General features: G+C 72.8%; 29 protein-coding genes. 15 read left to right on the top strand and 14 right to left on the bottom strand.

The features are described 5' to 3' along the window. Positions 1–59: 59 nt before the first annotated feature. Positions 60–371, bottom strand: a complete 312-nt coding sequence (locus tag ACZ4Z3_RS28200; protein WP_468503645.1) for a hypothetical protein — start codon at positions 369–371, stop codon at positions 60–62. A gap of 261 nt (positions 372–632) precedes the next feature. Here ACZ4Z3_RS28200 and ACZ4Z3_RS28195 point away from each other — a divergent pair, with 261 nt between their 5' ends. Together ACZ4Z3_RS28195 and ACZ4Z3_RS28190 are read left to right on the top strand one after the other, a co-directional pair. Then, positions 633–1,679: a phosphotransferase family protein gene (locus tag ACZ4Z3_RS28195; RefSeq protein ID WP_468503644.1), complete on the top strand. Its 1,047-nt coding sequence runs from the start codon at positions 633–635 to the stop codon at positions 1,677–1,679. Continuing rightward, the gene (locus ACZ4Z3_RS28190) at positions 1,676–1,939 is read left to right on the top strand and encodes a hypothetical protein (protein WP_468503643.1); all 264 of its coding nucleotides are present in this window, start codon (positions 1,676–1,678) and stop codon (positions 1,937–1,939) included. The genes ACZ4Z3_RS28195 and ACZ4Z3_RS28190 overlap by 4 nt, the downstream gene beginning before the upstream one ends. Positions 1,940–2,124: 185 nt before the next feature. Here the strand turns inward: ACZ4Z3_RS28190 and ACZ4Z3_RS28185 are convergent, their stop codons facing one another. Next, a complete protein-coding gene (locus tag ACZ4Z3_RS28185; RefSeq protein ID WP_468503642.1) occupies positions 2,125–3,153 on the bottom strand; it encodes an SDR family oxidoreductase in 1,029 nt (342 codons plus the stop codon). A 142-nt stretch (positions 3,154–3,295) separates the two neighbouring features. Between ACZ4Z3_RS28185 and ACZ4Z3_RS28180 the strand changes: the two genes are divergently transcribed. Further along, entirely contained in the window at positions 3,296–3,952 is a 657-nt protein-coding gene (locus ACZ4Z3_RS28180; RefSeq protein WP_468503641.1) for a M15 family metallopeptidase, read from the top strand. 297 nt (positions 3,953–4,249) lie between these two features. Here the strand turns inward: ACZ4Z3_RS28180 and ACZ4Z3_RS28175 are convergent, their stop codons facing one another. Both ACZ4Z3_RS28175 and ACZ4Z3_RS28170 read right to left on the bottom strand, forming a co-directional pair. Continuing rightward, the gene (locus ACZ4Z3_RS28175) at positions 4,250–4,915 is read right to left on the bottom strand and encodes an HAD family hydrolase (RefSeq protein WP_468503640.1); all 666 of its coding nucleotides are present in this window, start codon (positions 4,913–4,915) and stop codon (positions 4,250–4,252) included. A gap of 25 nt (positions 4,916–4,940) precedes the next feature. After that, on the bottom strand, positions 4,941–6,008 hold the full coding sequence (locus ACZ4Z3_RS28170) for a PHP domain-containing protein (protein ID WP_468503639.1): 1,068 nt from the start codon (positions 6,006–6,008) through the stop codon (positions 4,941–4,943). A gap of 105 nt (positions 6,009–6,113) precedes the next feature. Here ACZ4Z3_RS28170 and ACZ4Z3_RS28165 point away from each other — a divergent pair, with 105 nt between their 5' ends. Beyond that, positions 6,114–6,350, top strand: coding sequence for a hypothetical protein (locus ACZ4Z3_RS28165; RefSeq protein ID WP_055541310.1), 237 nt, complete (start codon positions 6,114–6,116; stop codon positions 6,348–6,350). Here ACZ4Z3_RS28165 and ACZ4Z3_RS28160 read toward each other — a convergent pair. Both ACZ4Z3_RS28160 and ACZ4Z3_RS28155 read right to left on the bottom strand, forming a co-directional pair. Beyond that, entirely contained in the window at positions 6,331–7,002 is a 672-nt protein-coding gene (locus tag ACZ4Z3_RS28160) for a VanZ family protein (protein WP_468503638.1), read from the bottom strand. The two genes, ACZ4Z3_RS28165 and ACZ4Z3_RS28160, sit on opposite strands and share 20 nt — an antisense overlap. A gap of 92 nt (positions 7,003–7,094) precedes the next feature. Next, positions 7,095–7,751 (bottom strand): DUF4230 domain-containing protein, encoded by a 657-nt coding sequence (locus ACZ4Z3_RS28155; protein WP_468503637.1) that lies wholly within the window; start codon positions 7,749–7,751, stop codon positions 7,095–7,097. A 197-nt stretch (positions 7,752–7,948) separates the two neighbouring features. Between ACZ4Z3_RS28155 and ACZ4Z3_RS28150 the strand changes: the two genes are divergently transcribed. Continuing rightward, on the top strand, positions 7,949–8,902 hold the full coding sequence (locus tag ACZ4Z3_RS28150) for a ribose-phosphate diphosphokinase (RefSeq protein ID WP_055513378.1): 954 nt from the start codon (positions 7,949–7,951) through the stop codon (positions 8,900–8,902). A gap of 84 nt (positions 8,903–8,986) precedes the next feature. Here the strand turns inward: ACZ4Z3_RS28150 and ACZ4Z3_RS28145 are convergent, their stop codons facing one another. Both ACZ4Z3_RS28145 and ACZ4Z3_RS28140 read right to left on the bottom strand, forming a co-directional pair. Then, entirely contained in the window at positions 8,987–9,370 is a 384-nt protein-coding gene (locus tag ACZ4Z3_RS28145; RefSeq protein ID WP_468503636.1) for an anti-sigma factor antagonist, read from the bottom strand. Positions 9,371–9,517: 147 nt separating this feature from the next. Further along, positions 9,518–9,946 (bottom strand): MarR family winged helix-turn-helix transcriptional regulator, encoded by a 429-nt coding sequence (locus tag ACZ4Z3_RS28140; RefSeq protein ID WP_468503635.1) that lies wholly within the window; start codon positions 9,944–9,946, stop codon positions 9,518–9,520. A 105-nt stretch (positions 9,947–10,051) separates the two neighbouring features. On the opposite strand from ACZ4Z3_RS28140, the gene ACZ4Z3_RS28135 reads away from it, so the two are divergent. The 3 genes from ACZ4Z3_RS28135 (at position 10,052) to ACZ4Z3_RS28125 (ending at position 13,712) form a co-directional block, all read left to right on the top strand. Next, a complete protein-coding gene (locus ACZ4Z3_RS28135; RefSeq protein WP_468503634.1) occupies positions 10,052–11,509 on the top strand; it encodes an aldehyde dehydrogenase family protein in 1,458 nt (485 codons plus the stop codon). 70 nt (positions 11,510–11,579) lie between these two features. Continuing rightward, positions 11,580–12,689, top strand: a complete 1,110-nt coding sequence (locus tag ACZ4Z3_RS28130; RefSeq protein ID WP_468503633.1) for an NAD(P)-dependent alcohol dehydrogenase — start codon at positions 11,580–11,582, stop codon at positions 12,687–12,689. A gap of 150 nt (positions 12,690–12,839) precedes the next feature. Continuing rightward, positions 12,840–13,712, top strand: coding sequence for a hypothetical protein (locus ACZ4Z3_RS28125; protein ID WP_468503632.1), 873 nt, complete (start codon positions 12,840–12,842; stop codon positions 13,710–13,712). A gap of 33 nt (positions 13,713–13,745) precedes the next feature. On the opposite strand, the gene ACZ4Z3_RS28120 is transcribed toward ACZ4Z3_RS28125, so the two are convergent. Beyond that, positions 13,746–14,300 (bottom strand): TetR/AcrR family transcriptional regulator, encoded by a 555-nt coding sequence (locus ACZ4Z3_RS28120; RefSeq protein ID WP_468503631.1) that lies wholly within the window; start codon positions 14,298–14,300, stop codon positions 13,746–13,748. Beyond that, the gene (locus tag ACZ4Z3_RS28115) at positions 14,297–14,659 is read right to left on the bottom strand and encodes a DUF1304 domain-containing protein (protein WP_468503630.1); all 363 of its coding nucleotides are present in this window, start codon (positions 14,657–14,659) and stop codon (positions 14,297–14,299) included. The genes ACZ4Z3_RS28120 and ACZ4Z3_RS28115 overlap by 4 nt, the downstream gene beginning before the upstream one ends. 187 nt (positions 14,660–14,846) lie before the next feature. Here ACZ4Z3_RS28115 and ACZ4Z3_RS28110 point away from each other — a divergent pair, with 187 nt between their 5' ends. After that, positions 14,847–15,239 (top strand): VOC family protein, encoded by a 393-nt coding sequence (locus ACZ4Z3_RS28110; protein ID WP_468503629.1) that lies wholly within the window; start codon positions 14,847–14,849, stop codon positions 15,237–15,239. Positions 15,240–15,251: 12 nt separating this feature from the next. Here ACZ4Z3_RS28110 and ACZ4Z3_RS28105 read toward each other — a convergent pair whose 3' ends face one another. Together ACZ4Z3_RS28105 and ACZ4Z3_RS28100 are read right to left on the bottom strand one after the other, a co-directional pair. Next, positions 15,252–15,548 (bottom strand): DUF4235 domain-containing protein, encoded by a 297-nt coding sequence (locus ACZ4Z3_RS28105; RefSeq protein ID WP_468503628.1) that lies wholly within the window; start codon positions 15,546–15,548, stop codon positions 15,252–15,254. A gap of 51 nt (positions 15,549–15,599) precedes the next feature. Next, on the bottom strand, positions 15,600–16,616 hold the full coding sequence (locus tag ACZ4Z3_RS28100) for a glutathione S-transferase family protein (protein WP_468503627.1): 1,017 nt from the start codon (positions 16,614–16,616) through the stop codon (positions 15,600–15,602). 628 nt (positions 16,617–17,244) lie between these two features. On the opposite strand from ACZ4Z3_RS28100, the gene ACZ4Z3_RS28095 reads away from it, so the two are divergent. Further along, entirely contained in the window at positions 17,245–18,285 is a 1,041-nt protein-coding gene (locus tag ACZ4Z3_RS28095) for a cation diffusion facilitator family transporter (protein ID WP_468503814.1), read from the top strand. Positions 18,286–18,366: 81 nt separating this feature from the next. On the opposite strand, the gene ACZ4Z3_RS28090 is transcribed toward ACZ4Z3_RS28095, so the two are convergent. Next, positions 18,367–18,816 carry a nitroreductase family deazaflavin-dependent oxidoreductase gene (locus tag ACZ4Z3_RS28090; protein ID WP_468503626.1) on the bottom strand — a complete coding sequence of 150 codons (450 nt, stop codon included), beginning with the start codon at positions 18,814–18,816 and terminating at the stop codon, positions 18,367–18,369. A 121-nt stretch (positions 18,817–18,937) separates the two neighbouring features. Beyond that, positions 18,938–19,567, bottom strand: a complete 630-nt coding sequence (locus ACZ4Z3_RS28085; RefSeq protein ID WP_468503813.1) for a LysE family transporter — start codon at positions 19,565–19,567, stop codon at positions 18,938–18,940. A 277-nt stretch (positions 19,568–19,844) separates the two neighbouring features. Here ACZ4Z3_RS28085 and ACZ4Z3_RS28080 point away from each other — a divergent pair, with 277 nt between their 5' ends. The 5 genes from ACZ4Z3_RS28080 (at position 19,845) to ACZ4Z3_RS28060 (ending at position 24,795) form a co-directional block, all read left to right on the top strand. Next, complete coding sequence (locus ACZ4Z3_RS28080; RefSeq protein ID WP_468503625.1) at positions 19,845–20,786, top strand: LLM class flavin-dependent oxidoreductase; 942 nt, start codon at positions 19,845–19,847, stop codon at positions 20,784–20,786. A gap of 161 nt (positions 20,787–20,947) precedes the next feature. After that, complete coding sequence (locus ACZ4Z3_RS28075) at positions 20,948–21,538, top strand: flavoprotein (RefSeq protein ID WP_468503624.1); 591 nt, start codon at positions 20,948–20,950, stop codon at positions 21,536–21,538. Between the two features lie 113 nt (positions 21,539–21,651). After that, positions 21,652–22,800 carry an ABC transporter substrate-binding protein gene (locus tag ACZ4Z3_RS28070; protein ID WP_468503623.1) on the top strand — a complete coding sequence of 383 codons (1,149 nt, stop codon included), beginning with the start codon at positions 21,652–21,654 and terminating at the stop codon, positions 22,798–22,800. Positions 22,801–22,915: 115 nt separating this feature from the next. Then, entirely contained in the window at positions 22,916–24,136 is a 1,221-nt protein-coding gene (locus ACZ4Z3_RS28065; protein WP_468503622.1) for a sensor histidine kinase, read from the top strand. Next, positions 24,133–24,795 carry a response regulator transcription factor gene (locus ACZ4Z3_RS28060; RefSeq protein WP_468503621.1) on the top strand — a complete coding sequence of 221 codons (663 nt, stop codon included), beginning with the start codon at positions 24,133–24,135 and terminating at the stop codon, positions 24,793–24,795. Before ACZ4Z3_RS28065 ends, ACZ4Z3_RS28060 begins: the two co-directional genes overlap by 4 nt. Positions 24,796–24,832 lie beyond the last annotated feature (37 nt).

Below are 24,832 nucleotides of genomic sequence, written 5' to 3'. Positions count from 1 at the left end.
GCTGTGGGACGTGGCTCGATGGCTAAAACCTAGGGCCACTAGGTTCTTGCCTAAGCTACTCAGACTTCGGGGGAGGGGCCAATGAATTTCGTCGTGGGGCGGGGGCGGGCGGCCACACCCCGGGGGGCCAGGACGCGGGCCTCGGTCGGACTCGCCGGGGGATCGGCGGGTCGCTGCGCGGTCTCGGCCGCTTCGCCCCGTACCCGGACCAGGACCAGGACCAGCAACGAGGGTGTGGTGCCCGGGCCGTCGCTGATCGGGTCGGCCGTCATCTCCCCGTGCCGACGGACCTCGTCCGCCGCGTCCCACCGCACGGACACCGGACAGCGCGACCGGTGCCGCAGGCGCAGTGCCTGGGCGGTCCGTTCCACCCGCGCCGCCTCCCGCGGACGGAGCGGCTCCAGCACGTCCCGCCCACACAGCCGGCCCGGTGTCGCACCCCCTCCCCGGCTATCGCCGGGTTCGCCAGGAGCACCCGGCCGTACACCTCGCACACCGCCGCCGGCAGCGGGATGCGGTCGAAGAGGTCCATGGCGCGGTTCCGCCCCACGACGCCGTCACCCCCGTGCGGTCCGGGGGGCCGACTGGCACAGTGGGCCCCCGTGCCCGGATGCGAACGAAGGGGGACCGCGGTGGACGCGGAGGAGCGTGCTCGGCTCGTCCTGGCGGCGGCGGGACTGCCGCCGGAGAGCCTCGCCGAGCGGCTGCCGCTCGGCGGCGGCACCTACAACACGGTCGAGGAACTCCGCCTCACCGACGGCACCCGGCTGGTGCTCAAGATCCCTCCGCCGTCCACCGCCCCCGGCCTGTCCCACGAGCGTGACCTCCTCGTCGGCGAGGCCGCGTTCTGCCGTGCGGCCGGGACCGTCGGGGTCCCCGTGCCAAGGGTGGTCGGCGCCGCCCTCGACGAGAACGCGCCGACGGGCCGCCATGTGCTGCTCAGTCACTGCCCCGGCGCCGGATGGGAGGGACTGACGGCGGAACGGAAGGCGGGAGCGCGCCGCGAGCTGGGCGGCCTGGTGGCCCGGCTGCACAAGGTCACCGGGCCCGGATTCGGCTACCCGACCGGGGCCCTCGGCCCCCTCGCCCCCGACTGGCGCACCGCCTTCACCACCATGTACGAGGCCGTGCTCGACGACGCCCGCCGCTACGCGGCCTGGCTGCCCCGCCCCGTCGACGAGATGGCCCGCACCGCGCGGCACGCCTACGACGCGCTCGACGAGGTGACCGTGCCGAGGCTCGTCCACTTCGACCTGTGGGACGGCAACATCCTCGTGGAGCACGGGGCGTCCGCCCGAGTGGGCGGTCTGATCGACGGCGAGCGCATGTTCTGGGGCGACCCGGTCGCCGACTTCGTCTCCCTCGCTCTGCTCGGGGACATCCGGCAGGACACGGACTTCCTGGCGGGCTATCAGGAAGCGGGAGGGGACCCCCACCTGTCTCCGGGCGCCGCCCGGCGCTACGCCCTCTACCGCAGCTACCTCTGCCTGATCATGCTGGTGGAGACGGTGCCGCGCGAGGCGGACGCGGACGACATCGCCTGGCGGCGGGAGCGGGTCGCGCCCCACCTGACGGCCGCCCTCGACGAACTGGGCGGCGCCGGTCGGGGCCCACGGGTTTCAGCCGATCGCCGCGAGGTACTCGCGCGCGGTGCACGACAGGAAGGGAGCACGCCGTGACCGATCACCGGCTGGAGGGTCCCGGCGAGAACGGTGACCCGATCCCGAGGGACCTGCCCGATCAGCAGGCGACCGAGGGCGAGGACCCCTGGGAGGTGGCCCCCGGGCAGGGGACCGGTGGGTCCGAGGACGAGGCCGCGTCAGAGGAGACCGGCACCGATGTGCCGGACACGGACGAGGCGGGCACCGGACGCCAGGGCGCGCCCCGCTCGGGCGGTGTCCACCCCGAGCAGCCCGTCCCCGACGAGCCGTCCGACTGATCCGGAGGGCTCGCGGCCGTCGCCGTGAGGCGGTCGGCCGCACGGCCGCTGAGGCCACGAAGACTCGGCGCCTCCCCGGTGGGACCCGGGGAGGCGCCGTCATGTCCGGGTGGCACGCTCCTCAGCCGTCCGATCCGGGCGGCTGATCAGCGCACCTTTCGGGGCGCACCTTTCGGGGTGGCCGCTCAGCCCACCTTCCGGCCCCGCAGCGGTTCCGTGTCGGCGCCGGCACCCTGTCGCAGCCCCTCCAGAAACTCCTCCAGCACCTCGACGGCCGTCCGCTCGGGCCGCCAGTGCAACTCGTCACGGGCCCGGCTGCAGTCCATCAGCGGCAGCCGCAGCACCGCGTCGAATAGGTGCGGCGAGGCGGGCAGCAGCCTCAGGTTCCACGCGGCGGCGACCGCCGACCGTACGGCGGCCCGCGGCAGCCGCATCGGCCGCGACCCCGTCATCTCGCCCAGCAGCCCCGCGTCCACGGGCGGCTCGGCCGCCAGGTTGAAGGCGCCGCGCACATCGGAGTGGAGCGCCAGCCGGTACGCGTGGGCGGCGTCGTCGGTGTGCAGCGCCTGCACCCGCAGCCCCGGAATGTCGGGCAGGAACGGCAGCAGCTCGGGCCGGGCGAGCGGCCCCGGCAGAAGACGTCCGCCGAAGATCCGGCGCTGCTCGCTCGCCGACTCCCGCTTGAACAGGAACGCGGGCCGCATCCGCACCACCCGCACCTCGGGATGCTCGTACTCGAAGGAGTCCAGGGCACGCTCCAGATACGCCTTCTCCCGGCAGTACGCGGCGTCCGGCCAGCCGTGGGTGGGCCACGACTCGTCGACGGACCGGTCCTTCGGACCCGGCGAGTACGCGCCGACCGAGGAGGCGTGCACCAGGGTCGGGACCTTCGCCGCCGCCACCGCCTCGAAGACCCGCATGCTGCCGAGCACATTGGTCCGCCAGGTGGTGGCCGGGTCGTGGGTGGGCTGGAAGGCCCACGCGAGATGGACGACCGCCGTCGCCCCCTCGAACTCCTTCGTCAGGTCGGCGTCCCCGGACCCCAGGTCCACGGCCGACCACTCCGTCTTCTCGGGCGACCAGTCGGGGACCCGACGGGCGAGGCCCCGCACCTGCCCGACCCGCTCGTCCTCCGCGAGCAGCCGTACCAGGCTCGTTCCGACATTGCCGGTGGCGCCCGTGATCACGATCCTGTCGCCGGACTCCTTGTTCACCGCTGACTCCTCTCGCGCCGCGACTTCCAGGGCCGCCCACGAGTACCCGGCCCACGCCGATGCACGCGGCGGCCCTCCCCGGCGGGCGCCGGTCTGGCCGATTCCCGTGGTGCCCCGACGCGCCCACGAGAGGATCACCCCCATGACCGAGATCATCCTGATGTCCGATCCCGAGGTCGCGGCCGTACCCGTGCACGACTGCGACGATCCGCTCGTCGACGTACGCCGGGACGGTGCCCTGACGGTCGACCCCCGCAAGGCCGACGCCACGGGTGCCTACGCCCATCTGCGCGCGAGCGTGCTGGAGAGGCTGGTCCGGGCCCAGTCGCTGCTGCCGGACGGTCTGCGCCTGCTGTTCGTCGAGGGGTACCGGCCCCCGGACCTGCAACGCCGTTACTTCGAGGAGTACACGGCCGAGATGCGCGCCCTGCACCCCGACTGGGACGCCGCCCGCGTCCGCACGGCGGCCAGCCGCTATGTCTCGCCGCCCGAGCTGGCCCCGCACTCGGCGGGCGCCGCCGTCGACCTGGCCCTCGTCGACGCCGACGGCCGCGAACTCGACTGCGGTACGCCGGTCAACGCCAGCCCCGAGGACAGCGCGGGCGCCTGCTACACGGGCGCCGGGAACATCCCGGCCGAGGCCCGCGCCCACCGGGAGACCCTGGGGGCCGCCCTTACGGAGGCCGGGCTGGTCAACTACCCCACCGAGTGGTGGCACTGGTCGTACGGCGACCGCTACTGGGCCCTGCGGACGGGTGCGCCCGCCGCCCTGTACGGGCCGAGAGACCTCACGGACTGACGCTCCCGCTCACGCGAAAAGGGTCACGCAAAAGAGAAGCCCCGACCGGACGGGGGAATCACGGTCGGGGCGGTCTGTGTGTGGGTGCGGATGGCGGTCGCCTCTCGGCGAAACGCTCCACAGGGCTTCAGCCGAACGATCTTCCCTGTGGGCAAAAGGTGAGGCCCGGGGACACTGTCCCATCCACACCCACGGTTTGTTCAACGGGCAACCACTCGTGGCTGTTCCCTCCGATCAGGGTCTCGCGAGTGATCCGTGTCACGTCGCCGGGACGGGTCCGCGGCGGCCCTCGTCAGGTCATTCCTCGCGGCCCAGCGGGCTGTCGTCCAGCGCGGCCAGCAGATGGGCCGGATTCCGGAACACCATCTCCGCCCCGGCCGCCTCCAGCTCGGGACGGGGAATGCCCCCGCTGAGCACGGCCACACAGCGGACCCCCGCCCGGACACCGGCCCGCATGTCCCACACCGTGTCCCCGACGAACACCGACCGCTCGGCCGGGGCCTTCGCCAGCTCCAGCGCGTGCTCCACCGGGTCGGGGGCCGGTTTGCCCTCGGCCACGTCCTCCGCGCTCGCCGTCGCCATGATGGCGTCGTCCGCGCCGATCGCGCGCCGCAGCGCGGCCAGCTCCGGCCCACTGGCGGACGTCGCCAGCACCACCCGCCAGCCCTGCCCGTCGAGCCGCCGCAGCAGCCGTCCGGCCTCCGGCAGCGGGGGCAACCGCTCGAAGTACGTCCCGTACAACGCCTTGTGCGCCGCGCTCAGCGCGTCGCTCTCCTCCGGCTTCGGTTCCCCGGCCAGCACATGGGTGATCAGGTCCCGCGACGGCAGCCCCACCGCCCGGTGGATGTCATGCATCGCCACCTGGTGCCCGGCCTGACGGAACGCCTCCCACCAGGCGACCACGTGCAGATGGTTGGTGTCGACGAGGGTCCCGTCGACATCGAACACAGCGGCCTTGGCCATGACGCACCTTTCCTCGCATCGGGTGTCACTTCTCGCGTTCCGCAAGGGGCGGTGTTCCCCGCGGGGCGCCCGGCGCGGGCACCTTCCGGTCGTGGGCCCACCGCAGCAGATCCTCCACGCCCCACGTCGTCACCACCCGGTCCTCGGGTACCCCGCACTCCTCGGCTCGCGCACACCCGTGGATCTGCCAGGTGAGCTGCCCCGGCGCGTGCGCGTCCGTGTCCACGGAGAACAGCACCCCGGCCTCCACCGCCCGCCGCAGCAGCCGCCGGGGCGGGTCCAGCCGCTCCGGCCTGGAGTTGATCTCCAGGGCCGTGCCGGTCTCCGCGCAGGCCGTGAACACCGCGTCCGCGTCGAACTCCGACTCCGGCCGGCCCCGCCCGGTGAGCAGCCGCCCCGTGCAGTGCCCCAGCACGTCGGAGCGCGGGTCACGGACCGCGGCGACCATCCGCCGGGTCATCGACCGGGCGTCCATCCGCAGCTTGGAGTGCACCGACACGACCACGACGTCGAGGCGGTCCAGCAGCTCGGGTTCCTGGTCCAGCGAGCCGTCGTCGAGGATGTCGCACTCGATGCCCGTGAGCAGCCGGAACGGCGCCCAGGTCTCGTTCAGCGCGGCCACCACGTCCAGCTGCTCGCGCAGCCGCTCGGGGGACAGGCCACGGGCGACGGTCAGCCGGGGCGAGTGATCGGTGAGGACCGCCCACTCGTGGCCGAGACGTGCGGCGGTCCGGCCCATCTCCTCGATCGGGCTGCCCCCGTCCGACCAGTCCGAATGCACATGGCAGTCGCCCCGGATCAGCTCCCTCAGCCGGTGGCCGCCGTCCGTGAGCGGGGTCTCGGCCTCCCGCTCCAGCTTCTCCAGGTAGTCCGGCACCTGCCCGGCCAGCGCCTCCCGTACCACCTGCGCGGTCTTCGGCCCGATTCCCTTCAGCGACTCCAGCGACCCCGAGGCCGCCCGCTCGGCCACCTCGTCCGCCGGGAACGCGCCGAGCACCTCGGCGGCCGTACGGAACGCCCGTACGCGATAGGTGGGGGCCCGGTCCCGCTCCAGCAGGAAGGCGATCCGCTCCAGGGCCTCGACGGGATCCATGGCACCTCCAGCGTTCCGCTTACAGACTCGCCCAGCCGCCGGGTACCCGCACGGCGGCCGTCCGCCGCCCGGTCACGGACGGCGGAACGGGCCTACGCTCTAGACATGACCGAAATCGCGAGTCCCTATATCTCCCACCCGCGGGTCATGGTGCTCGGCGTGCAGCCGGGTACGCCGCCGTTCCGGATCGTGGAGATCGACGGTCAGGTGGTCGGCGAGGCCAAGGCGATGACGGACGTGCTCCAGGCCGCCGCGGCGTACGGGATCACCGTCCATGACCTCGACGACCCGGAGCAGGTGCGCTGGGTGGGCGGCGACAAGTTCACTTGGACGCCGCGCTAGCCCGTTCGGCGGCGCCGCCCCCTCCCTTGGCCCGGCGGGGCAGGCGCCAGGCGATCTTGCGGAACGCCGCCTTGCGGGCCGTCCGTGGCCGCCCGGCGGTGCCACCGCGCGTGGTCTTCGGCTGCTTCCGTACCGCAGGGGCGTGCACGGCCCTGCCGAGCCGCCGGCCGAGCAGCAGATAGCCGAGCAGGGCTCCCGTGGTGTTGAGGATGACGTCGTCGATGTCGAACGCGCGGCCGGTCACCAGTGCGCCCTGTACCAGTTCGACCAGCAGCATCATCAGGGCCGTCAGCGCGGGCACCCGCAGCAGTCCGCGGGTCCCCGGCGCCAGCACCGGCAGCAGGATGCCGAAGGGCACCCCCAGCAGGACGTTCCCGCCGAGCTGCTTGAGGGCGTCACGCGGAGACGGGTGGTGCCAGTAGAGCTCCAGGGAGCTGCCGGGGCGCAGGTTGCTGTGTGTGAGGGTCTCCGAGGCGGGCGACGGCTGGAGCGTGAGCCCCGCCAGCACCGCGCCGAACGCCACCATGGCCGCGAAGGCCAGTGCCATCACCAGCACCCGCAAGGGCAGCGGAAGGGGCCGTCGATCGCCTTGCGCGGTCGGCGAACGGCGGCCCGAGACGGTGGACCGGGAACGTGATGTCGTACGGGCCATCCAACCCTCCCCGTTTCAACTTCCTTGTGTGTCAAGGCGGTTACCCCCGAAGCGGCCCGCGATGCGCGCTCCGGGAGGTGCCGGTGGGCGGGTCAGCCGCCGTAGGTCACCTTCACCTCCTTGAAGCCCAGGGATTTCAGCAGCCCTTCGAGCATGTCGGTGGTGTTGGCCTCGGCGCGGTCCGTCAGCCGGCTGTCCTTCGCGGCGTCGCCGATGTGCTTGACGGCGAGCCGCTGGACGGCCTGCTCGCTGTTGGGGTTGTCGGAGAACAGGTCGCCGAGACGGTCGAGGAGGCCGCGCTGCTTGGAGACGGCGTAGGAGTGCTCGGTGTCGAGGGCGGGGGCGCCGAGCCTGGCGTGCGGGAGGTTGATGGTGGCCGATGTGCGGTCCTTGTTCACCTTCACGTCGTCGTCGCCGACCTTGCCGAGGTCGACATAGGCGTCCACGGTGCCCGCGCCGACGTACAGCGTGCGGGTGCCGCGGATCGCGTCCGGCAGGTACTTGGCGTCCTTCTCCAGGTCGACGACCACCTGGAAGTTGCCCGAGGCTGCCTCGTAGCGGCTCATGTCCTGGATGGACCGGAGCAGGGTGGGCCCCGAGCGGTCGTGCTCCTCGGTGCCGAACATGTCGTCGAAGCCCTTGAAGACCAGCAGCCTCAGCGCGGCCAGCAGCACCACGATGAGGACCACCACGGCTATGAGCACCTTGGCCCAGCCGGGCAGACGGGTGCGCTTGATGGACGTCGTCATGTCGACGGCCCTCCTTCCTGATTCAACGAATGCCCGCAGGGACCTTGGCGGAACGCGGAGTTGGAGATTGTCCGTACTTCGCCGTAGACCGGCGGCGTCCTCCGCCCGGGAGCCGATGCCCGAATCGGCGTAGAAGGGACGGCCAGTAGCATGAGCCGCGCCACCCGTATTGATCATGTTCATGCGAGGAGCCGACCGTGCGTGACATCGCCGTCTTCACCGGCAGCGCCCACCCCGAACTGGCGGAAGAGATCTGCGCGCACCTCGGGGTGCCGCTGAGCCCGTCCCGGGTGAGCCGGTTCGCGAACGACTGTCTGGAGGTGCAGCTCCAGGGCAACTGCCGGGAGCGGGACGTGTTCCTGGTGCAGCCGCTGGTCGCGCCGGTGCAGGAGCACCTCGTGGAACTGCTCCTGATGTGCGACGCGGCGCGCGGCGCCTCGGCGGGCCGGATCACCGTCGTCATGCCGCACTACTCGTACGCCCGCTCCGACAAGAAGGACGCCCCACGCATCTCCATCGGCGGTCGTCTTGTCGCGGATCTGCTGGTCTCGGCGGGGGCCGGGCGGGTGCTCACGATGACCCTGCACTCGCCTCAGGTGCACGGCTTCTTCTCGGTGCCGGTCGACCATCTGCACGCGCTGCGGGAGCTGGCCGCGCACTTCCGCCAGTACGACCTGAGCCGTACGACGGTCGTCTCTCCGGACCTGGGCAACGCCAAGGAGGCGGCGGCGTTCGCGCGGATGATCGGCGCGCAGGTCGCCGCGGGGGCGAAACAGCGCTTCGCGGACGACCGGGTGAGCATCAGCTCGGTGATCGGCGAGGTCGCCGGGCGGGACGTCATCGTGCTCGACGACGAGATCGCCAAGGGCAGTACCGTCCTGGAACTCCTCCAACGGCTGCGGGAGCTGGGGCCGCGCTCGATCCGGGTGGCCTGCACCCACGGGCTGTTCGCGGCGGGGGCCCTCAAACGGCTGGGGGAGCAGCCGGACGTCCTGGAGATCGTGTGCACCAACACGGTGCCCGTGCCCGTCGAGGAGCGCACCGAGAAGCTACGGGTTCTCTCCATCGCCCCCGCCTTCGCCGAGGCCGTGCGCCGGATCCACAACGGCGAGTCCGTCAGCGCGCTGTTCGACGCGCTGCCGGGTCACTGAGCGCGCGGGCGCGGCGGGCGGGTTCGCGGCGGGCGGGTTCGCGCTTCAGAGGCGGTTTCGCGAGGAAAGGGCCTCTGAAGCGCGTCATAACGTGCCCGAGGTGGCCTCGGGCTGTTCCAGGGCCGCGTCCAGCGAGGGTGCCGGGGGCAGCAGCCGGGACAGGCCGGTGACCCGGAGGACGCGCAGGGTGAGCGGATGGGTGCAGACCAGGCGCAGCTCACCGCCCCGGTCGAGGACCCGGTGCCGGGCCCGGTGGAGCAGGCGCAGTCCGGAGCAGTCGAAGAACTCGACGTGCCTGAGGTCGATGACGATCCGTGCGCCGGGGCGGCCGGTCAGCGCGTCCAGGTGCGGGATGATCTCCACGGCCGCCGCGATGTCGATCTCCCCGTGGAGTTCGAGCACGGTGCGGCCGCGGTCCTCGCGCACGCGCAGATGGCCGGTGCCCGGAGGTGTGGGGTCGCTCGACACGACGGCATCGCCTCCAACCGGACTGTGTGAGGGCAAAACCCGTCCCCGCTCTGCAAGTTACCCCCGTCAGGGTGAATTTCAGCATGTTCGATTGACATATGTCTTTGATTTCTTCGGCCGGTCGTCCGGAATTTCGCGCACCACGGTCTACGACAGCGCCTGCCATGCCTTGGACAGGGCCTGCCGGAACTGCTCGGCCTGGTGCGCGGTGAGCTCGCCGATCATGCGTTCTTCCAGGTCACGCACCGGTTCGGCGAAGCGGGCGAGCAGCTCGCGCCCGTCGGCGGTGAGCAGGATCCGCAGCTCGCGCCGGTTGTGCGGGTTGCGCTCCCGGCGTACCAGGCCACGGTTCTCGAGGCTGCGGACCAGGTCCGCGATGGACTGGGCGGTGACGAACGAGTCCCGGGCGAGCTGCGCCGCCGAGAGCCCGTCGTGCCGCTCCAGCACGGTCAGGGAGGTGTACTGCAGGGCCGTGATCCCGGCCGGTCTCACCAGCTCGTCCAGGTGTGAGCGGACAACCAGCTCGACCTGTTTGACCATATAGAGCAGCGACGGGGGTGCCTTGGTGCCGACCATGGGGGTCAGCGTAAGGCATTGACAGGAAACCTGTGTGTGTTGAGACTGCGACCAACAGGAAACCTGTTTGTTGAACTCTTGGCGATCAAGGCTGGGGAGTGGGCAATGACGACCACCTTCGAGAGCGGACCCGGGCGGCTGTTCATCGGTGGACAGTGGCGCGATGCGGCCGACGGGGCACGGACGGACGTGGTCGACCCGTCCACGGGGCAGGTGGTCACGACCGTCGCGGAAGCGGGCGCCGCCGACGTCGACGACGCCGTACGGGCCGCGCGTGAGGCCTTCGACAGCGGAGCCTGGTCCCGGCTGAGCGGCCGGGAACGCGGCCGGGTGCTCCACCGGGTCGCCCAGCTGATCCGTGAGAACGCCGACGACATCGCCGCACTGGAGAGCCAGGACGTCGGCAAGCCCATCACGCTCTGCCACGCCGTCGACGTGACGAACGCCGCCAACGACTACGAGTACTACGCCTCCCTCGCCTGGACCCTGGACGGCGGCAACCGCGACGTCCCCATGAACCGCCTCGCCTACACCAAGCGCGGTCCGATCGGCGTCGTCGGCGCGATCACCCCCTTCAACTTCCCGCTCATCCTCGCCGGCAGCAAGATCGCCCCGGCGCTCGCGGCCGGCAACACGGTCGTCCACAAGCCCGCCGAGGAGACCCCGCTCAGCGCCCTCTACATGGCCGAGCTCCTCAAGAAGGCCGGCGTCCCGGACGGCGTCTACAACGTCGTCACGGGCACGGGCCCGGTCGCCGGCGAGGCACTGCTCCGCCACCCCGGTGTCGACAAGATCGCGTTCACCGGTTCCACCGCCGTCGGCCGGCACTCGGCGAGCGTCGCCGGTGAGGGCCTGAAGCCGGTCACGCTGGAACTCGGCGGCAACGCGGCCCACATCGTCTTCGAGGACGCCGACATCGAGAAGGCCGTCGGCGCGATCATCAAGGGCTTCGTCTTCAACACCGGCCAGTTCTGCATGGGCGGCCCCCGTCTGCTCGTCGCCCGCCCGCTGTACGAGACCGTCGTCGGCATCCTCGCCGACGCCGTGCCCGGTGTGCCTGTCGGCGACCCCCGGCAGCCCGAGACCGTGGTCGGCCCGATGGCGGGGGAGCGGCACCTGAGGAAGGTCGAGGAGTACGTCGAGCTGGCCCGCAAGGAGGGCGCCCGCATCGTCTGCGGCGGCGAGCGCCTCGACCTGAACGGCGGCTTCTACTACAAGCCCACTGTCATCGCCGACCTCGCGAACGACTCCCGCGTCGTCCAGGAGGAGATCTTCGGCCCGGTCCTCACCGTGCAGCCCTTCGACACCGAGGACGAGGCCGTCGCCCTCGCCAACTCCACCCCGTACGGCCTCGCCTCCGGCCTCCAGACCACCGACCTGGCCCGCGCCCACCGCGTCGCCGACCAGCTGGAGGCGGGCATCGTCTGGATCAACGACTGGGCCATGCTCGACCCGGCCGTGCCCTTCGGCGGTGTGAAGTCCTCCGGTTTCGGGCGGGAGTACGGGCCCGAGGCCCTGGAGTCCTACACCAAGGTCAAGTCCGTCGTCGTCTCGCTCGACTGAGCGCCCTCCCGGGACCACAGGCGGGCCGCGGTGCTGCGGCGGCCCGCCGCCGAAGAAGGAGTACACGAGCATGTCCACCACCACACGTGCCGCCGTGGTCGAGTCCGGCGGCGCGCCCTTCACCCTCTCCGAGGTCGTCCTCGACCAGCCGGGGCCGGGCGAGGCGCTGGTCCGCATGGTCGCCGCCGGGCTCTGCCACACCGACCTCGGTGTCGCCAGCGGCGCGCTGCCCTTCCCCCTGCCGGGCGTCCTCGGCCACGAGGGCGCCGGTGTCGTCGAGGCCGTCGGCCCGGGTGTCACCTCCGTCGAGCCGGGCGACCACGTCGTGCTGTCCTTCACCTCCTGCGGCGGCTGCCGCAACTGCCGTGACGGCCACCCGGCGTACTGCGCCACCTGGCTGCCGCTGAACCTGATCGGGGGCCGTCGCGCCGACGGCACCAGCACCATCAGCCGCGACGGGCAGGACCTCGGCGGCCACTTCTTCGGCCAGTCGTCCTTCGCCGAGCGTGCCCTGGTCGACGAGCGCGGCCTCGTCAAGGTCGACCCCGACGTCCCGCTGGACTCCATCGCCCCGCTGGGCTGCGGCGTCCAGACCGGTGTGGGCGCCGTCTGGAACGTACTGGAGCCCCGGGCGGGCAGCACGCTCCTCGTCCTCGGCGCCGGAGCCGTCGGCCTGTCCGCCGCCATGGCCGCCGCCCTCACCCCGGCGACCACGGTCATCGCCGTCGACAAGGTCGCCGGGCGCCTGGAACTGGCCAAGGAGCTGGGGGCCACGCACACGGTGAACGCGAGCGAGGTCGCCGACATCGCCGAGGCCGTCATGGAGATCACCGGCGGTCAGGGCGTCGACGGCGCCGTGGAGACCACCGGCAGCGTCTTCGTCCTGCGCAAGGGCGTGGACGCCCTGGCCGCGCGCGGCACCCTCGTCATCGTCGGCGCCCCGCCGTTCGGCACCGAGGTCTCCCTCGACGTCAACGGCATGCTCGGCGGCAAGCGCGTCGTCGGTCTCACCCTCGGCGACAACGAGATCCAGACCGCCATCCCCGTCCTCGTCCAGCTGGTCAAGGACGGCAAGCTCCCGCTGGAGCGCCTGATCAGCCGTTACAAGTTCGAGGACATCGACCGGGCGGTGGCCGACATGCGCGACGGCACCAGCATCAAGCCCGTGCTGACGTTCTGACCCGAGTCCTCCCTCCGAGCCGCGCACTCCCCGCGTGGCTCCGGCCCGGTGGGTGACCGCGTACCAGGTCATCCGCCGGGCCGTCGAACGTCCGGGGCCTCTGCGGCGTCGGAGGAGGGAGAGCATGTTCGCAACGAGCAGGGGTGGGTAATGCGCAGAGGGCTCATGGTGACGGCGGTCGCCCTGGCCGGGTTGGCGGTGGGCTGCGGCGCCGGCGGGGACAACAGCGCGGTGATCACCGGGACACCGCCCGCCACTCCGTACGACGGACCGCTGTACGTGCCGCACAAGGAGGTCGACGAGGACGACGCCGACGCGATGCGGACGGAGTCGGGCGCGGCCGGACGGGCGCTGGAGTGCGACGGCGAGCTCTACTCGGGCGGCGGCGGTCCGGGCGGCTGGGGCAAGGACGACGGGGGAGGGACACCCGAGGAGGGGCTGGAGGCGTACTTCGACATCGAGCAGCCCGACGTGCCGCGGGAGGGTTACCGCCTGGAGCGCGAGGAGAAGGACCGGGCCCTCTTCTCGTACGACGTCGACGGCCGCACCAAGGTCGCCGTGATCGTCGCCAAGGACCGCGACAACAGCCCCGGCTGGGGCCCCGAGACCAGTGCGTCCTGCGACCCGGCCGAACTGCCCGCGAGCTACACCGACTCCCAGTGGTACGAGATCTGGACCGACGTCAAGGGCCGGCGGGTGCCGATCACGACCGTGCACAGCTCCGAGGGCGCCGAACACTGCGACTGGCAGAAGGCCCACTTCCTGTCGACCGGCCGGGACCGGGCCGACGGCAGCGCACTGTACGGCCGTGACCCCGAGGGCGTCCTCCCCGACGGGATGCTCACCTCCGCCTACGACGGCGATGTCGCCCTGCCCGAGGCGGCCCGCGACACCGGGTACCGCTACGAGGCCGAGGACTGGGAGCTGTGGCTGGTCGAGGACGACCCGTCCAAGGCGTACGTCCGCACCCCGGACGGCGTCGAGCTGTGGCCCCGGGTGGCCGAGGGCCACGGCTGCGCCTGACCGGGGGCTCATCGCGTGGGCGTGGGGAGGGGCTCACCGGCTGCGGTGCAGGGCGACGAGCAGTTGCCACGACTGGTGGGCGATCTCCTCCGAGGTGGCCTCGATCCTGCCGTGCAGCCAGTCGGCGAGGACCCCCGCGAAGGTGGCGGCCACGGCCGACGCCACCAGGGGCGCGTCCGCGGCCCCCGCCAGCTCGCGCTCGCGGAGGCTGTACGCCCGCAGGTCCTGGTACAGCACCCGCCCGAGCGGGCCGCTGCCCCCGGGGGCCAGCAGGGTGCGGTACAGGGCGGTGCGTGGGGTGAGCGACGCGAAGAACTCCACCAGGGCCGCGGGGGCCCGTACCGGGTCGGGGCGGCCGCGCCAGGCGTGCAGCGCCTCCACGGCCTCCCGTACGACATCGGCGCAGGCGTCCACCGCCAGCGCCTCCAGGTCGGCGTAGTGCACGTAGAACGTGGCCCGGCCCACCCCCGCCCGGCGGACCAGCGCGGCCACGCTGACCTCCTCCAGGGGGCGCCGGGCGCACTCGTCGAGGAGGGCTTCCCGCAGCTTGGCCCGGGTGCGGGCGGCCCGGGGGTCCTCCGCGGTCATCCGGCGACGAGGACGGCGGCCAGGGCGAGCGCGGCGGGCAGCGCCTGCATGACGAGGATCCGGCGGTTGGCGGTGGCGGCGCCGTACACACCGGCGACGACGACGCAGCTCAGGAAGAAGATCTGGGCGCGGAACCCGGTCGGGTCGTCCGCGATCAGGCCCCACACCAGGCCCGCCGCGAGGAAGCCGTTGTAGAGGCCCTGGTTGGCCGCCATCGCCGCCGTTCGCTGCGCCATGTCCGCGTCGAACCCGTGGAATCTCATCCCCGGCGCCTTCTGCCACAGGAACATCTCCATCACCAGGATGTACAGGTGCTCCACCGCCACCAACGCAACCAGCGCACCAGCGAGGATCTCCATGCTCAACAGCCTCCACAACCCACTCGGCACCGTCACCGACTTCTTGGACAGATGTCCACTATAGCTGGACGAGTGTCCAGGAAACAGAGGGGGTCCGTACGCCGGTGGGGGCGGTAGTTCGGGGTACCCGGGGAGCGTATGGGCGCCGGGGGTCCGCCCGCGTCCGGAGACCGCGCGGAGGAGAGACATGGCACTGGTACGGGCAGGACTCGTCGTGCTGGACTGCGCCGAGCCCGAGAAGCTCGCGGCGTTCTACAAGGACTTGCTCGACGCGGAGGAGACGGACGCGACCGCGAACCGCGTGGAGATCCAGGGGGCCTGCGGCACCCGGATGGCCTTCCGCCGCGACGTGAACGCGACGCCGCCGAGCTGGCCGCGCCCCGAGAACTCCCTCCAGGCCCACCTGGACTTCTACGTCGACGACCTCGACGAGGCCGAGCGGCGCATCGTCTCGCTGGGCGGCCGTCCCGTCGACACGAAGGAGCCGGCCGGGCCGTTCGAGGAGCGTGGCTACTCCGACCCGGCCGGCCACTCCTTCACCCTGCGCCGCGACCACCCCACGGCCCCCAAGCAGGGCTGACCCCCGTCGGGCTCAGTCCCGGCCCCCCTTCTCCGGGGCCGGCCACACGCCGGTGGACCGCTCGATGGCCTTCGCGCCCGTGCGGTCCACGGCGCTGCGCACGACCGCGAAGATCGCACCCTGCACGGCCGCCGCCAGCAGGATCTCGCCCCACCCGCGATCCCGGTCCAGCGCGTCCGGGGCGTTGTCCTCGTGCCGGATCACCTTCCACGTCTTCTGGAACGCCATCGAGGCCAGCGCACCGCTCACCCAGCCGAGGGCGAATCCGACGGGCTTGTAGGCGAGGGGCAGTTTCTTCTTCTTGGACACTTGGCCTTCCTCCTTCGCGTTGCGGTCTGAAGCGTCGCCGTACGGCCGGCGTCAGGCCCGCCCCCGCGGGGGCACGACCTCGGCGGCGGGCACCGGTCCGGGCGGCGTGCCGTCGCCGAACGGGCGGCCGCCCAGATCCGCGCGGCCGTGCGGCGTGAGCCACCCCGACAGATCCGGCCCGAGCGGCACGATGCCGGTCGGGTTGATGCCCGTGTGCACCCGGTAGTAGTGCTGCTTGATGTGGTCGAAGTCGACGGTGTCACCGAACCCGGGGGTCTGGAACAGATCACGCGCGTACGCCCACAGCACCGGGTCCTCCGCCAGCTTCCAGCGATTGCACTTGAAGTGACCGTGATAGACGGGGTCGAAACGCACCAGCGTCGTGAACAGCCGGATGTCCGCCTCCGTGATCGTCTCCCCGACCAGGTACCGCTGCCCCGCGAGCCGCTCCGACAGCGCCTCCAGCCGCCGGAACACCGCGGCGCACGCCTCCTCGTACTCCTTCTGCTCCGTGGCGAAGCCCGCCCGGTACACGCCGTTGTTGACGTCCTCGTAGACCTCCGCCATCACCGCGTCGATCTCGTCGCGCCGCCCCTCCGGATACAGCTCGGGCGCGCCCGGCCGGTGCAGGGCGGTCCACTCGGTGGCGAGGTCGAGGGTGAGCCGCTGGTAGTCGTTGGTGACGAGCTTCCCGCTCGGCACGTCCACGACCGCCGGGACGCTCACCCCGCCCGGGTAGTCGCTCTCCCGCGCGTCGTACGCCTCCTTCAGGAACCGGATGCCGAGGACGGGGTCGCGTCCGTCCGGGTCCAGAGTGAACCGCCAGCTGCGGTCGTCCTGGACGGGGTCGGCGATCGCCATCGACAGGGCGTCCTCCAGTCCCAGCAGCCGCCGCGAGATCACCGCCCGGCTCGCCCAGGGGCACGCCCTGCTGACGACCAGCCGGTACCGGCCCGCCTCCACGCGCCGGCCGTCCCGGCCGTCGGCGGTGATGCGGTCCGTGAAATGGCTCGCCGACCGCTCGAACCGCCTCCGGCCGTACTCCTCGTTGCCCTCGCCGCCACTCACCGTGCTCGCCCTTCCCGATCCGCTCGCCTCGATACGTGTGCCCTGGTGCGGGTTCCCCGATTTCCGCGACCCCCACGGTGTGAGCGGGAACGGCCGGGGCAGTCGGGCACAGGTGACCGGACAGTGACGGCCACGAGGACGACGAGGCCGACGAACACATCGGACGGCGGGGGCCAGGAGGAGCTTCATGGGGCGGGAACGGCCCGGCACCGGGATACCCGGGCACGGGATGCACGGGGACGGAACACCGGGGAAGGAGACGGGGGGCGACGGAACGCCCGGGACCGCGACGGCTGGGAGCGGCAAGGGCGGTACATCACGGCACGACGGGCCGGAGCGCCGACCTCGCCATGTGGACGAGGGGCTCGAAGCGCCGGAACGCGTACCGCGCGATACGGACGGGACGGGGCCCGGGGGGTCGGAGAGCGCACCGCGCGATGCGGACGGGACGGGGTTCGAAACGCCGGACCACGCACCGCGCGATGCGGACGGCGCAGGGCTCGGCAGGCGGGAGTGCGCAGCGCGCGACGCGGAGGGGGCGCGGCTCGACGGGTCGGAGCCCGCGCCGGATCGTACGGACGGTGCGGTGCCCGGCCCGCGGGACGGGCTCGGGGACGGTGCGGCCGAGCTGTGTGAGCCGACCCCGCGGCGGGGCGGCGCGGACGGCGCCGACCGCAGGACCCGCGTCACCGTCCTGGTCGCGCTCGGCGCGAACCTCGTGATCGCCGTCGCCAAGACCATCGGAGGACTGCTCGCCGGATCCCCGGCCCTCCTCTCCGAGGCCGCGCACTCGGTCGCCGACAGCCTCAACGAGGTCTTCCTCCTCGCCGCGCTGCGCCGCAGCCGCCGCCCGGCGGACAGCCGGCACCCCTTCGGCTACGGCAAGGAACGCTTCTTCTGGTCCCTGCTCGCCGCCGTCGGCATCTTCGTCATGGGCGGCTGCTTCTCCGTCTTCCAGGGCTTCCACGCCCTGGTCGGCGGCTCGGAGGACTCCTACGACGGCTATGTCGCCGGGCTCGCCGTCCTCGGCGTCGCCCTGCTCTCCGAGGGCGCCTCCCTGTTGCGCGCCCTGCACCAGGTGCGCGCACAGGGCGGCGGCGCGGGCGGCCTGCGGGACCCGGCGCTGCGGACGGTCGTCGCCGAGGACGGCACCGCCGTACTGGGCGTGACCCTCGCGATCGCCGGGATGGCCCTGCACATGGTGACGGGTCAGGTGCTCTGGGAGGCGCTCGCCTCGTTCGGGATCGGCGCCCTCCTCATGTACGTGGCGTTCTGGCTCGGCCGGGACGCCCGCGAGCAGCTCATCGGGCGCGCGGCGGGCGCCGAGGCGAGCCACAGGATCCGTGCCCTGCTGGAGGCGCAGCCCGAGATCGACAGCGTCGAGGCCCTGCTCACCATGGAGCTCGGTCTGGACTCCACCCTGGTGGCCGCCCGCGTGGACCTCGTCCCCGGTCTCGACAGCGAACGGGTCGAGGAGATCGCCGTACGCATCAAGCGCTCCATCGCCCACATCGTCCCCGAGGCCGAACAGATCTTCCTCGACGTGACGGACGCCCGTGCCGCGCGGCGGGCGCGGCAGGCCGAGCGGGGAGAGCCGGGGGAGGGGGCCGCGGGGGGCGGGAAGACAGCGAAGAGCCCCGCCGCGACGGGGGAACGCGGCGGGGCCTGAGACTCGGATGCCCGGCGTCCGGGGGATCATGCGCGTCGCTCCGCGGATTTTTCTCCCCTCGACCGGGCGCACCGGCCTCTCCTACGCGCCCGTCGCCGGCTCCAGCACGAAGACCGGGATCTCCCGGTCGGTCTTCTTCTGGTAGTCGTCGTACGGCGGGTACGCGGCGACCGCGCGCTCCCACCACAGGGCCTTCTCGTCCCCGGTGACCTCACGGGCCGTCATGTCCTGCCGGGTCGCGCCGTCCTGGAGCTCCACGTGCGGGTCGGACGTGACGTTGTGGTACCAGACGGGGTGCTTGGGCGCGCCGCCCTGCGACGCCACGACCGCGTACCGCCCGTCGTGCTCCACGCGCATCAGCGGGGTCTTGCGGATCTTGCCGCTCTTCGCGCCGCGGGTGGTGAGGATGACGACGGGCATCCCCGTGTCGAGCAGCGTCGTCCCCTCGGTGCCGCCCGAGCTCTCGTACAACTCCACCTGGTCCCGCACCCATTGCGTGGGGCTCGGCACATACTCGCCTTGAAGAGGCATGGGGCAACAGTCCCTTCCTGTCGGGTCCGGATACCGCCCCGTCTTCAACACACGCCCCCGCCGTTTTCATCCTCACCGGGGGCCGGGCGCGGAAACGGTTTCGGCGCCCGCCCCCCGGTGTTCAGGACGGCAGCAGCATGCGTGCCGCCAGCACCGCGATGACGGCACTCGACACGAGCCCCGTCGCCAGCCGCCCCCGGTGCCCGGTCAGCGCGCGGCCGAGCAGGGCACCGCCACCGGCCAGCAGCAGCTGCCAGCTCGCGGAGGCGAGGAACGCGGCGAGGACGAACACCGCCTGCTCCAGCGGGCGTACGGCCTCGGCTGCGCGGCTGCCCAGGACGAGCGCGGCGAAGTAGACGACGGTGGTGGGGTTCAGGAGGGTGATCCCGAGGAGCGCGGTGTACGCGCGTGCCGGGCCCACCGGGTCCCCCTGCTGCCGACCGGGCAGCCGCCGGGCCCGGTACTGGCGCAGGGCGGTGACCGCGCCGCGCACCGCGAGCGCGAGGAGCACCAGGGCGGACGCCCAGCGCAACGGCACCAGCACGGGTTGGAGGGCGACCGCGAGCGCCGTACCGCCGAGGGCGGCGACCAGGGCGTAGAGCCCGTCGGCGGTCGCGACGCCGAGAGCGGCGCACGCGCCGGTGCGCAGGGACGTACGGGCGGTGAGGGAGACCAGATAGGTCGCGACCGCTCCGACGGGGATGGCGATGCCATAGCCCGCGAGGAGTCCCGCGACGAGCGCGGCCGTCATGACCGGGGCGGCGTCGGTCCCCACGGTCGGCCGGACTGCTGCTGACCCCGCACCGGACGAGCGGCGGCGGAGGTCGGCGGCAGGAGGGCATCGGTGATGTACATGGGCAGAGCTTGGGGGCGGGCGCCCCGCCAGTGCAATCGAATTTCGGCGCCGGACCGGGGACGGCGGACGGACACGACGCCGCCGTAGGCGCACAAGTATCCACCTGGACAGGTATTGACCCGGGAATCCCGGCCTCCTTATCTTGTTTGGACACAAATGAAATGGGGGTGTCATGGTCGCCGCACCACGCATGCTGCTCGTGCTGAGCGAGAACTGGACGCTGACCGGCGGCCGGGCCGATCTGCCCACGGCCGTACGGTGGGCCCGCGAGGCGGAGGACGCCGGATTCGACTCCGTCATGGTCAGCGAGCACATCGTGCTCGGCCCCGACGCCGGGGCGGCGGGCCTCATGGGCAACCCCCGCGACTACGCCCTCCCGGGCAACCAGGACCCGTACACCCCTTGGCCCAACTCCCTGCTGCTGCTCGCCGCGATCGCCTCCGTCACCGAGCGCCTGCGGCTCGCCGCCGCCGCGGTGCTCGCCCCGCTGCGCCACCCCCTGCTGATGGCCAGGGAGCTGGGCACCCTCGACCTCATCAGCGAGGGACGGCTGCTGGTGCAGCCCACGGTGAGCTGGAGCAAGGACGAGTACGACGCGCTCGGCGTGTCCTTCGGCAGCCGGGGGCGGCTGCTCGACGAGCACCTCGCCGTCTGGGCGAAGGCGTGGGGACCGTCCCCCATCTCCCACGAGAGCGAGCACTACCCGTTCCGGGACGTGTACTTCGAGCCCAAGGCGTACCGGCCCGAGGGGCCCCGGCTGTGGTTCGGCGGACAGCGGCTGCACGGCCCGGTGCTGCGCCGCCTGGTCCGGTACGGCCACGGCTTCCACCCGCTCGGCCGGCCCACGCCGCAGGACATCCAGGCGCTGAAGGAGGCCATGGCCGCGGCCGGCCGGGACATCGCCGAGCTGGAGATGATCGGCGGCACCCAGGCGGTCTTCCCCGACGATCGCTCCCCGGCGGACCTCGGCGCGGCCCTCGCCTGCCTGCCGGAACAACTGGAGCAGGGGTTCACGACGTTCTGCGTCAAGCCGAACCAGTTCATCGACGACCCCGACGGGGTGGGCGCGTTCTGCAAGGAGGTCATGCGCCGGGTGACCGCCCTGACGGGCTGAGACGGGGGAGGGGCCCGGACGTGGCTCGCGCCCGTCCGGGGTCGCCGCCTCCTTGCCTCCCTCCTGTCGGGCTGGACGGACTGCCCCGCCCCGACCGCCGCGGACGTCGAACGTCTCGTCGAGTGGGCGCCCGGCGGCTGGCGGTTCAGTAGGGTTCCACGATGACCGACACCGCGCCCGGAACCCGGCAGAGCCCGGAGCCCGCCCCCGACCGGCCCTTCCTCTACGTCGTCGTCTGCGCCGCAGGGATCGCCGCCGAGGTCGACCGACTCATCGCGGCGGCACAGCGACGGGGCTGGGAGGTCGGGGTCTTCGCGACCCCCGTGGCCATGGGCGGGTTCTTCGACGCGGCGGCCGTCGAGGCACGGACCGGCCGCCCCATCCGCTCGGCCTGGCGCTCCCCGGGCGACCCGCGGCCCTTCCCACCGCCGGACGCCGTCGTGGTCGCGCCCGCCACCTTCAACACCCTCAACAAGTGGGCGGCGGGCACGGCCGACACCCTCGCCCTCGGCACCCTCTGCGAGGCGTACGGCCTCGGCGTCCCCATCGCCGTCCTGCCCTGTGTCTCCGACGCGCTGGCGGCCCACCCGGCGTACCGCGCCAGCCTGGAGCGACTGCGCGGCATGGGCGTACGGTTCGGCGACCCGTACGCCGGTGAGGTCCGATCCGACGGCGTGCGCCCCGAGTTCCGGTGGGAGCGGGCGCTGGACCTGCTGGCGACGGAGAGCCACCCCGTTCAACCGAACGGTTGAACCGGTCATCGGCCTTCGGGCGACGCGCGAGATCCTCACCCCGCCGCAGACTGACGGCGCCGCCCCGGCGGCACGCCGAACGACTCAGAGCCGCGGAAAGGACCGTACCCCCCATGGCCAGCAATCCCAGCCGACGACGCATCCTCACCACCTCGGCGGGTGCCGCGCTCGGCGGACTCGCCGTCGGCGGCACCGCACGGGCCGCCACCCCCGAGGCGGTGTCGAGCCGGTCCTCGGCGGCCCGCGGCGAGGAGACCCGGTCGCTCGACGAGCTGTACCGCGCCGCCGTCGCCGAGGGCGGCCGGCTCGTCGTCTACGCGGGCGGCGACACCGCCACCCAGCAGAACGGCACGGCCGCGGCGTTCCGCGCCCGCTTCCCCGACATCGACCTCACGGTCGTCGTGGACTACAGCAAGTACCACGACGTCCGCGTCGACAACCAGCTCGCCACCGGCACCCTGGTCCCCGATGTCGTCCAGCTCCAGACCCTCCAGGACTTCACCCGCTGGAAGCACCTCGGCGCACTGCTGCCGTACCGGCCCGCGGGGTTCTCGAAGGTGTACCGGCCCTTCCGCGACCCGGACGGCGCGTGGACGGCCGTGTCGGTCATCGGCTTCAGCTACCTGTACGACGTGGCCGCGGCCGGCGCCGACGCTCCCAAGTCGCCCTACGAGCTGGTCGATCCGCGCTGGAAGGGCCGCATCGCGTCCTCCTACCCGCACGACGACGACGCGGTGCTCTACCTCTTCTCCCTCTACCAGCAGGCGTACGGCTGGGACTGGATCGCTAGGTTCGCCGCGCAGCAGCCGCAGTTCAACCGGGGCTCGCACTCCCCGGGCGCCGCCGTCAACGCCGGGCAGAAGGTCATCGGCGTCGGCGGCTCCGGCTCACTGACCACCCCCGCGAGCGCCCCCACCCGCTGGGCCGTGGCCGACGGGCACCCCTTCATGGCCTGGGGCCAGCGCGCCGCGATCCTGCGCGGGGCCGCCCACCCGACCGCCGCCAAGCTGTACCTCAACTGGTCGCTGTCCGCCGAGCGTCAGCGGGGCTCCTTCAACGGCTGGTCCGTCCGCACGGACGTCACCCCGGCCGGCGGACTCAAGCCCGTCTGGGAGTACGGCAACGCGCATGTCGACGGCTTCCCCCGCTTCATGGAGGACCGCGCGAACGTCGAACGGCTGAAGCAGACGTTCGCCCTCTACTTCGGCGAGGTGAAGGGCGACCCCACGCCGGGCTCCCTGGGTCTGCACCCCGGTCGCTGACCGGCTGACTCAAAACAGCGGGCACGGCGTCATCCTTTACTGCGGTCACACGATCAACTGCCTACACTCGGCTGGCTCCTCGCCCGCCCGGACCGTCGCAGAGGGAACCGCCGCCGTGCCCGCCATCGCCGTCCCCGCCATCGCCGTCCCCGCCGTCGTACGCCGCAGCCGGCTCTCGCCCGGACGGCTGCCCGACCTGGTGTTCCTGACCGTCGTCATCGGCGGCCTGATCCGGCTCGTCGACCTCAACTCCGCGCTGTGCTGGATCGTCGTGCCCCCGACCGTGCTGCTCGCCGTCGGGTACGTGGGCGGACTGGCCCTCTGGGGGCGGCTGGGGCGGCGGGGCAGACCCGTCTGGCTCGGCACGCTGCTCGGCCTGTGGTGCTGGATCTCCTGGGCCGTCCCCGCCGAGCACGGCAGCGGCTACACCTGGCTCGCGGTCCCGCTCGCGATCCTCGCGCTCAGGATGTTCGGCGACCGGGCGGCCCTTGCGGCGGTCGGCGTGATCACGGCCCTGGTCGTCCTCTTCGTGGCCCGCGCCACCGGCACCTTCGACATCGAACGGGTCGTGCCGCCGGCCGCCGCGGTCTGGGCGACCGTCGCCCTCTACCGGCGCCAGCAGCACATCCTCGGCGAACTGCGCCGCACCCGCGAGGAGTTGGCGCGCGGTCAGCGTGAGGCCGGACGACTCGCCGAACGCGCCCGCATCGCCCGCGATCTGCACGACACGCTCGCCCAGGAACTCGCCGGCAGCCGCATGCTCCTCCAGGCCGCCGACCGCGACTGGGACCGCCGCCCCGACCTCGCAAGGACCCAGGTCCGGGCGGTCGCCGACGCGCTCGGCGCCCACCTCGCCGAGACCCGCACCATCATCCGCGACCTCACCCCGCCCGCCCTGGAGCACGACGACCTCGGGACCGCGCTGCGCTCCCTTTGTGCCCGCCGCACCAGCACACCGGCCCACGTGGTGTTCCGCGTGGAGGGCCGCCCGGCCGCCCTCACCGCCGACCGGGCCGCCGCCCTGCTCCGCGTCGCCCAGGGCCTGGTGGCCAACGCCTGCGAACACGCACGCGCCCGCCATGTGTGGGTCACCCTCGACCACCGCGAACAGAACACGGTCACCGTCGAGGTCCGGGACGACGGCGTCGGCTTCGACACCGCGACGGCACCGACCCGCCCCGGCGACCGGGGCCACGGGCTGAGCGCGGGCCGGGAGCGCCTCGGCGCCCTCGGCGGATCGCTCACCCTCGACAGCGCTCCGGGACGCGGCACCCTCGCCCGCGCCACCCTCCCCGTCGGCGCCCCCGCCCTGGCCGGCCGGGCGGGCGGCCGGTGAACGAAAACCTCGCCCCGCTCCGCGTCCTGATCGTCGACGACCACACCGTCGTACGGGCCGGGCTGCGCGCCCTCCTCACCGGTGAGCCCGGCTTCGACGTGGTCGGTGAGACGGGCGACGGCGCCGAAGCCGTCCGCCTCGCGGCCCGGCTCCACCCCGACGTCGTCCTGATGGACCTCCGTCTGACGCCCGACACCGACCCGGGCGACCGGCTGAACGGACTCGACGCGACCCGCCGCATCGTCGCCGGCACCCCGCAGACCCGCGTGGTCGTCCTCACGAGCTACAGCGGCCAGGGCGACGTCCTGCGCGCGATGGAGGCGGGCGCCCGCGGCTACATCCTCAAGGCGGGCCCGCCCGAGGAACTGTTCCGTGCCGTGCGCGCCGCCGCCGCGGGCGGGATGGGCCTCGCCCCGGAGGTGGCGGGACACCTCGCCGGTCCGCTGGCCGAACCGGGGACCCTCCTCAGCGAACGGGAGATCCAGGTCGTGCGGCTGCTGGCGCGGGGCGGCAGCAACCGCTCCATCGCCGCCTCCCTGCACGTCACCGAGGCCACGGTCAAGACGCACCTGGTCCGCATCTACCGCAAGCTGGGCACGGAGAACCGGGCGAGCACGGTCTCGGAGGCCGTCCGACGGGGGCTGCTGGAACTCGGCTGACCCCCCCGCCCGCCGCCCGCCGTACGGCGCCCGCCGC

The organism is Streptomyces sp. NPDC030296, from assembly GCF_055572815.1.
The sequence above is the reverse complement of the archived record's forward strand: the minus strand, read 5'-3'. Positions and strand labels throughout refer to the sequence as shown.

Bases quoted from the DNA above. Each gene is read 5' to 3' on its own strand.
- ACZ4Z3_RS28180 (WP_468503641.1), top strand. From the start codon at position 3,296: ATGACCGAGATCATCCTGATGTCCGATCCCGAGGTCGCGGCCGTACCC.
- ACZ4Z3_RS28175 (WP_468503640.1), bottom strand. From the start codon at position 4,915: ATGGCCAAGGCCGCTGTGTTCGATGTCGACGGGACCCTCGTCGACACC.
- ACZ4Z3_RS28170 (WP_468503639.1), bottom strand. From the start codon at position 6,008: ATGGATCCCGTCGAGGCCCTGGAGCGGATCGCCTTCCTGCTGGAGCGG.
- ACZ4Z3_RS28165 (WP_055541310.1), top strand. From the start codon at position 6,114: ATGACCGAAATCGCGAGTCCCTATATCTCCCACCCGCGGGTCATGGTG.
- ACZ4Z3_RS28160 (WP_468503638.1), bottom strand. From the start codon at position 7,002: ATGGCCCGTACGACATCACGTTCCCGGTCCACCGTCTCGGGCCGCCGT.
- ACZ4Z3_RS28155 (WP_468503637.1), bottom strand. From the start codon at position 7,751: ATGACGACGTCCATCAAGCGCACCCGTCTGCCCGGCTGGGCCAAGGTG.
- ACZ4Z3_RS28140 (WP_468503635.1), bottom strand. From the start codon at position 9,946: ATGGTCGGCACCAAGGCACCCCCGTCGCTGCTCTATATGGTCAAACAG.
- ACZ4Z3_RS28135 (WP_468503634.1), top strand. From the start codon at position 10,052: ATGACGACCACCTTCGAGAGCGGACCCGGGCGGCTGTTCATCGGTGGA.
- ACZ4Z3_RS28130 (WP_468503633.1), top strand. From the start codon at position 11,580: ATGTCCACCACCACACGTGCCGCCGTGGTCGAGTCCGGCGGCGCGCCC.
- ACZ4Z3_RS28125 (WP_468503632.1), top strand. From the start codon at position 12,840: ATGCGCAGAGGGCTCATGGTGACGGCGGTCGCCCTGGCCGGGTTGGCG.
- ACZ4Z3_RS28120 (WP_468503631.1), bottom strand. From the start codon at position 14,300: ATGACCGCGGAGGACCCCCGGGCCGCCCGCACCCGGGCCAAGCTGCGG.
- ACZ4Z3_RS28115 (WP_468503630.1), bottom strand. From the start codon at position 14,659: ATGGAGATCCTCGCTGGTGCGCTGGTTGCGTTGGTGGCGGTGGAGCAC.
- ACZ4Z3_RS28110 (WP_468503629.1), top strand. From the start codon at position 14,847: ATGGCACTGGTACGGGCAGGACTCGTCGTGCTGGACTGCGCCGAGCCC.
- ACZ4Z3_RS28090 (WP_468503626.1), bottom strand. From the start codon at position 18,816: ATGCCTCTTCAAGGCGAGTATGTGCCGAGCCCCACGCAATGGGTGCGG.
- ACZ4Z3_RS28085 (WP_468503813.1), bottom strand. From the start codon at position 19,567: ATGACGGCCGCGCTCGTCGCGGGACTCCTCGCGGGCTATGGCATCGCC.
- ACZ4Z3_RS28080 (WP_468503625.1), top strand. From the start codon at position 19,845: ATGGTCGCCGCACCACGCATGCTGCTCGTGCTGAGCGAGAACTGGACG.
- ACZ4Z3_RS28075 (WP_468503624.1), top strand. From the start codon at position 20,948: ATGACCGACACCGCGCCCGGAACCCGGCAGAGCCCGGAGCCCGCCCCC.
- ACZ4Z3_RS28070 (WP_468503623.1), top strand. From the start codon at position 21,652: ATGGCCAGCAATCCCAGCCGACGACGCATCCTCACCACCTCGGCGGGT.